Origin of the sequence: Leucobacter sp. G161, assembly GCF_001482305.1 — a bacterium.
GTDB lineage: Bacteria > Actinomycetota > Actinomycetes > Actinomycetales > Microbacteriaceae > Leucobacter.
In genome coordinates this window covers 1-6,312 of sequence record NZ_LOHP01000096.1, presented here as the reverse complement: position 1 = coordinate 6,312, position 6,312 = coordinate 1, and the positions used below count along the sequence as shown (strand labels likewise).

The 6,312-nt window shown below is 68.0% G+C and carries 7 protein-coding genes; 3 read left to right on the top strand and 4 right to left on the bottom strand.

Translation table 11 applies throughout. The features are described from left to right. A partial coding sequence (locus AUL38_RS17920; RefSeq protein ID WP_059063700.1) for a DUF937 domain-containing protein occupies nucleotides 1-598 on the bottom strand: 598 nt, incomplete at its 3' end. 158 nt (nucleotides 599-756) lie between these two features. Between AUL38_RS17920 and AUL38_RS15950 the strand changes: the two genes are divergently transcribed. Together AUL38_RS15950 and AUL38_RS15945 are read left to right on the top strand one after the other, a co-directional pair. Further along, nucleotides 757-2,523 (top strand): biotin carboxylase N-terminal domain-containing protein, encoded by a 1,767-nt coding sequence (locus AUL38_RS15950; RefSeq protein WP_059063698.1) that lies wholly within the window; start codon nucleotides 757-759, stop codon nucleotides 2,521-2,523. Between the two features lie 19 nt (nucleotides 2,524-2,542). Beyond that, on the top strand, nucleotides 2,543-3,808 hold the full coding sequence (locus AUL38_RS15945; RefSeq protein WP_059063694.1) for a hypothetical protein: 1,266 nt from the start codon (nucleotides 2,543-2,545) through the stop codon (nucleotides 3,806-3,808). Here AUL38_RS15945 and AUL38_RS17225 read toward each other — a convergent pair. From AUL38_RS17225 to AUL38_RS15935, 3 genes are read right to left on the bottom strand one after another with little or no spacing between them, the layout of a single operon-like run. Continuing rightward, nucleotides 3,712-4,221: a hypothetical protein gene (locus tag AUL38_RS17225; protein WP_153006639.1), complete on the bottom strand. Its 510-nt coding sequence runs from the start codon at nucleotides 4,219-4,221 to the stop codon at nucleotides 3,712-3,714. The genes AUL38_RS15945 and AUL38_RS17225 overlap by 97 nt on opposite strands. Then, nucleotides 4,218-4,796, bottom strand: a complete 579-nt coding sequence (locus AUL38_RS15940; protein ID WP_153006638.1) for a hypothetical protein — start codon at nucleotides 4,794-4,796, stop codon at nucleotides 4,218-4,220. The genes AUL38_RS17225 and AUL38_RS15940 overlap by 4 nt, the downstream gene beginning before the upstream one ends. Beyond that, nucleotides 4,793-5,512 carry a hypothetical protein gene (locus AUL38_RS15935; protein ID WP_059063690.1) on the bottom strand — a complete coding sequence of 240 codons (720 nt, stop codon included), beginning with the start codon at nucleotides 5,510-5,512 and terminating at the stop codon, nucleotides 4,793-4,795. The genes AUL38_RS15940 and AUL38_RS15935 overlap by 4 nt, the downstream gene beginning before the upstream one ends. Before the next feature lie 86 nt (nucleotides 5,513-5,598). Here AUL38_RS15935 and AUL38_RS15930 point away from each other — a divergent pair. Then, nucleotides 5,599-6,312, top strand: a 714-nt coding sequence (locus AUL38_RS15930) for an LLM class flavin-dependent oxidoreductase (RefSeq protein ID WP_059063688.1), incomplete at its 3' end; no start/stop codon positions are given.

The window sequence follows — 6,312 nt, the reverse complement described above, 5'->3', positions numbered from 1 at the left end:
TGCCGAGGAGGCCACCGAGCAGGCCGCCGAGGCCGCCGCCCTGCGCGTTGCCGCCACCGCCGCCGAGCAGGCCACCGAGGAGGTCGCCGATGCCGCCCTGGCTCTTCGCCTGGTTGCCGCCGGTGAGGCCGCCGAGCAGCCCGCCGAGCACGTCGCCAATGCCGCCGCCTGCTTCTTCAGCCTGCGCGGGAACCTGCTGCTTCTTGCCCGCGAGGAACTGCATGACGATCGGGGCGAGCAGCGGCAGGAGCATCGGGATGAGCTTCGCGATACCTGCGTTGCCTGCCTGCTGGCCGAGTGCGTTCGCGACCGCGTCCTGCTTATCGCCGAGCACGTGCGTGACGATCTTCTCGCCGTCCTGCTCGTCGATTGCGTCGAGCGAGATCTTGCCGTCGGCGGGGGTGTGCTTGGCGAGCGCGCCCTCGAGCTGCTGCTTGCCCTCGTCGCTGGACGCGTTCACTGCGAGTCCGCCGAGAAGGCCGGGAAGGGCCTGCTTGACTGCGGCGAGCGCGGTGTCTTCGTCGACGCCAAGCTTTGCGGCGAGCTCGCCGACCGGCACCTGCGAGAGCAGGGCATCAAGTGGATTGGTGTTTGCCATGTTGGATATCCCCCATCGAGTGTCGCCGGGTGCGACTTACACGCTTCATAGACTACATCGCCCGTTTTCGCTGAGATGTAGCCATCGGCAACGATCCAGCAAAAGGTTTGTGACGAATATCCAACGAGGGGCACCGCTAGTCGAATAGGCTGTAATTTATGTCTCGCATTCGTAAAGTGCTCATCGCCAACCGGGGCGAGATCGCCGTTCGTATTATTCGCGCCGCTAGCGACAGCGGCATCGCCTCCGTCGCCGTCTACGCCGACCAGGATCGCGATGCCATGCACGCGCAACTCGCCGACGAGGCGTACGCCCTCGGCGGCTCGACGAGCGCCGACAGCTATCTCGCTATCGACAAGATCCTCAGCGTCGCACGCCGTTCGGGCGCCGACGCCGTGCACCCCGGTTACGGCTTCCTCGCGGAGAACGCCGACTTCGCCCGCGCCGTCATCGGTGCTGGCCTCATCTGGATCGGGCCAGGCCCCGAGGCCATCGAGCGTCTCGGTGACAAGGTCTCCGCCCGTCACGTCGCCGAAAAGGTGAATGCCCCGCTCGCGCCCGGCACCAGCGATCCTGTCGCTGGCGCCGAAGAGGTGCTCGCGTTTGCCGACGAGGTCGGGCTCCCCGTTGCGATCAAGGCTGCCTTCGGCGGCGGCGGTCGCGGACTGAAGGTCGCCTACAAGCGTGAAGAGGTCGCTGACCTCTTCGAGTCCGCCACCCGCGAGGCCGTTGCTGCCTTCGGTCGCGGTGAGTGCTTCGTCGAGAAGTTTCTCGAAAAGCCCCGCCACGTCGAGACCCAGTGCCTCGCCGACAGCCACGGCAACGTCGTCGTCATCTCGACGCGTGACTGCTCGCTGCAGCGCCGCCACCAGAAGCTCGTCGAGGAAGCCCCTGCTCCATTCCTCAGCGACGCCCAGAACGCCGAACTGTACGCGGCCTCGAAGGCGATCCTCCGCGAGGTCGGCTACGTGGGTGCCGGCACCTGTGAGTTCCTCGTCGCGAAGGACGGCACGATCTCGTTCCTCGAGGTGAACACCCGACTGCAGGTCGAGCACCCGGTCTCCGAGGAAATCACCGGCATCGACCTCGTCCGCGAGCAGTTCCGCATCGCTGAGGGCGGCGTGCTCGACTACGAGGACCCCATCGCGCACGGTCACTCCTTCGAGTTCCGGCTCAACGGTGAGGATCCCGGCAACGGCTTCCTGCCCGCACCAGGCCCGGTCGCGCTCTTCAAGCCGGCACTCGGCCCCGGCGTGCGCGTCGACACCGGCGTGCAGACGGGCGACGTCATCTCCGGCGCATTCGACTCGATGCTTGGCAAGCTCATCGTCACCGGTGCGACCCGCGAGGAGGCGCTCGAGCGCTCACGCCGCGCGCTCGACGAGCTCGAGGTGCGCGGCCTCCCGACCGTGATCCCGTTCCACCGCAAGATCGTGCGCGATCCGGCGTTCACCGCGCCCGACGGCACGTTCGGCGTGTACACGCTCTGGATCGAGACCGAGTTCGTCAACGACATCGAGCCGTGGGAGGGCGAGAAGACCTCCCCCGTGGCCCCGACCAGCCGCCAGTCGGTCGTCGTTGAAGTCGCCGGGCGCCGCGTTGAGGTCACCATGCCGACCACGCTGCTCCCGATCGCCGACCAGGACGTCACGCGCGGCCCCGCGCCAAAACGTGCCAAGGGCGCTGGTGTCTCGACAGCAACCGGCGACACCGTTGCCGCACCCATGCAGGCCACCGTCGTGAAGCTCGCGGTCGAAGACGGCCAGGAGGTTGCCGAGGGCGAACTCGTCGTCGTGCTCGAGGCGATGAAGATGGAGCAGTCGATCTACGCGCACCGCTCCGGCATCGTGTGCAATATCGACGCACCGCTCGGCGAGACGGTTTCGAGCGGCCACTCGCTGCTCTCGATCGTCGACGCCGTCTAACCGCGGACCGGCGACGCACGTGCTCGCTGCTGGGAGAAACACCGTACGGCTGCTCGCGACGTACGGTCCACTCCTCGTCGCGTGCTACCTCGCCGGCATGCTGCTGCACCACCTCTTCATACAGCTCGCGGGCTTTGTTGGCGCGTGGGCCGAAGAACTCGGCACGCTCCTCCTGCCGCTCGCGGTGTTGGCGCGACTCCTCGCGCTCGTCGCGATGCTTGTCGTGCTTCGCGACGGGCTCGCGCACGTGGGCGCGCTACCCGATTCGGGTCGGAGTCCCGCTCGCCGCTTCACCGACGCCATGCTCGCCGGGATCCTGCCGTTCGTCGCGTTCTACGCGGCCCGCGGCTACCTCGCCGACGATGTCACGAGCTACTTTCACAGGCTCATCGAGGTCCGCGCAGACATAGTGTTCACGCAGACGGCCGAGGGCCAGGATGCCGGCGGCAGCGCTGCACCACAGGTGCTCGGAGTGTCGGCGGCAGCGATCGCCATCATCGTCGCCGCCTACGGCCTGCGGTGGCTGTGGGGGCGCTACCGCGAGCGGCTCCCAGCGTGGTTCGCGCTCGGGGCGGTGTACCTTGAGACGCTTTGGATCTACCTCTCGGTCACAATCGTCACACGGGGTTTCGAGGTGTTCCGCGCGTGGATCGATTCACGACAGGCCATGGCCTGGCTAGGCGAGCTTCGTGCCAGCCTCACCGGCTGGCTCGCCCCTGTCGGCGCCACGTGGGACACGCTCGCGCTCCTGATCGGCGAGGCGGCGAAGGTAACGGTCGCCCCACTCGCATGGCTGGCGATCGTCGGCGTCATCTACGGCCGATCAGTGCAACTCGCCGAGCCACGCATCGCGGTCCCCCAGGCAGCGTCACGAATCGATGAGCGTTATCAGCACCTCCCTGAGCAGGTCCGCTCTCGCCTCGGCGACTTGTGGCGGGACTTCGCCTCACGGTTCACGCCGATCTGGCGGGCGGTGCTGCACATGCGCACCGCCGGACCCGTGTTCATCGGCGGCTACATTCTCGCGTTCACCGCGGTGCTGTTCATCGAGGGCGCGCTGCGCGTGGGCGTCTTCCGCGTGCTCGGGCCGCACGACATCAACAGCTTCTGGCTGCTCGCCGACTCCCTGATCCTGCTCATCATCCCGCTCGTGATTGAGCCGATCCGCATGGTGCTCGTTGCGAGCAGCTACGACGAGATGATCGGAATCTCCGCGAACACCGGTAGCTCCGAGGCGGAAAGCACCGCGAGCGAGAGCTCCGTCGCGTCGGCCGGCACGACGTAGTCGAGCGTGAGCTCGTAAGTGCCGAGCTCATCGGTGCACGCAACGGTGCGCGTGACGGGCTCCGCACCGACCAGGCTCGACTGCTCCGACCAGCGACGTTCGCCGCCGCGATCCCAGAGCTCGGGGGCCTGGCAGGTGGCGGGGGCAGCATCGTGTGGCACGACCGGTAGCACGACGCGGAGGAGCCTCGTATTGTCGGGCAACCCAACATCTGCGCCGTCGAGCTCGGTGGTCTCCGCCGGGCCGATGATGGCGCCGGCGTAGTTCACCGCACCGCCAGCAACGGGGACGGGGACTGACGGCTGGTTCTCGCGGTAGCCACTCCACGCGCTCCAACTCATCACGCCGGCGGTCACGGGGAGGAGCACAGCAAGCGCTCCCAGCGCCAGTCGGTTCTTGCGCCACCAGGTCATCGGTGCCCCCAGTCTCGATCGGCGATGTCATACTCCTGAAGTCGCTCGACCGCGTCCAGGTCGACGTCAAAGCGCAGCAGCGAATCGAGTCGCGTGTCCGCGTGCTCTGCGAGCTCCAGGCTCGCGTGTCCCGCGGCGCCTGCCGGCAGCTCGAAGGCAAGGCTCCCAGCGAGCGGCACGCCGACAATGAGCGGGTCAGTGGTCAGCGACGGGAACCGCTCGCTCGCGCGATACTCACGATCGCCGTCCGGGCCGCCGTGCAGCACAAGCGCGACTCGGCCGAGGTACGTCGATGCATCGGCGCCCGCTGCCTCAGCCGAAATGTCAACAACGAGCCAGTTCGCCTGCTGCTCCCAACCGCCAGAACGCAGCGTGTCGGCGAACATCACGTCGCTGACAGTGACCTCGATGGTGCGGCCGACCGCGGTCTCGCCTGGCTCGGCGCTGACCACGAACGGCTGCTCGCTATCCGCTGCCGAGGGCACAACGCGCAGGAGCAGCGAAGCGAGCGCGAGCAGCGCAAGACCCACGACCCATGCGGCAACCGTGCGGCCGCGAGGCCTCAGGCGGCTCACTCCGCCGCCCCCGGATCGGCAGCGTCCGGATCGGCAGCGTCGGGATCGGCAGCGTCGGGATCGGCGTCGCCTGCGATGACCTCAAGCTCCACGGTGGCGACCGCGGCCGGGCTCGTCCAGCGCGCGTCGCTCGTGAGGCGTTGGCCCTTCTCGAGCTTCGCTTCCCGGATCGTGATGCTCACCGTATCGCCTTCGGCCACACTCGCTGCGGGCACCACCCACGTCACGACGAGCTCGGCCGGGACGCCCGGCTGCAGCCAGGGCCCGAGGGTCGCATCGTCGAGTCGAGCAACGGCGGCGGGTGCCGCGTCGTCGAGGGCCTCGCCGAGACCCTCGACGCGGAGCGCCTGCTCAATCGCCCCGTTCGAACTCAGCAGCGGCTCGCTCCACCGGTTCTCCGCGTTGATGAGCAGGGCGAGCACACGTTCGCCCTCACCCGCGTAGGCGCCGGACTGCGGGAAGCTGTCGAAGAGCACCGCGCGCTCGACGGAGAGTCCGAGCTGCGCGCCAACGCGCGGCTCTCCAGCGGCGAGGGATTCAACGGCCGCTTCGGCCACCGGGGCGAGGCCTCCAAAGGCCGCGGTCACGGCGAGGAACACGCCCGTGAGGATGCTTGCAAACCAGCCAGTAGGGATCCGCTGCCCCCAGGCCGAGAGACGCGTCCACCAGCCGGGCGCTGCCGTGGCCGGCTGCTCGGTGGGGGTGGGATCAGACACGAATTCAGTCTAGAGCCTATGAATTGCGCGGCTGGCCGCGTGCGATGATGTGGAATAGCTGGCGCCCTCTGCTGGTTGTACTCCGCATGGCATCTCTCAAGCTCTCGTTCCTTGATCTCGCGACCATTGAAGAGGGCGGCAGCGTCGCCTCAGCCCTCCACCACTCCGTGAAACTCGCCCAGGCCGCCGAGGCCGCCGGGTACGACCGGATCTGGTACGCGGAGCACCACAACATGGCGACGATCGCGTCGAGTTCCCCCGCGGTGCTCATCGCCCACATCGCGTCGCAAACCGAACGGATCGGGCTCGGCTCGGGCGGCATTATGCTGCCCAACCACTCCCCGCTCGTCGTAGCCGAGCAGTTCGGCATGCTCGCCGAACTCCATCCGGGGAGGATCCACCTCGGACTCGGCCGCGCGCCCGGCACCGACGGACTCACCTTCCGGGCGCTGCGCCGCACGGTGCAGGCAGCCGACGCGTTCCCGAACGACGTCCTCGAACTCCAGAGCTATCTCGGCGACGATCTCCCGATCACCGCAGTGAACGCCTACCCGGGCCGCGGCACCAACGTACCCATCACGATCCTCGGTTCGAGCCTGTTCGGCGCGAACCTCGCCGCGCAGCTCGGCCTCCCGTACTCGTTCGCCTCGCACTTCGCACCGCAGGCTCTGCAGGCTGCCGTGCAGCACTACCGCACGAACTACCAGCCGAGCGCGGCGCACCCCGAGCCATACGTGAGCGCAGGCGTGAACGTCATCGCAGCCGAGAACGACGAGGCAGCGAAGCAGCTCTTCGCGCGC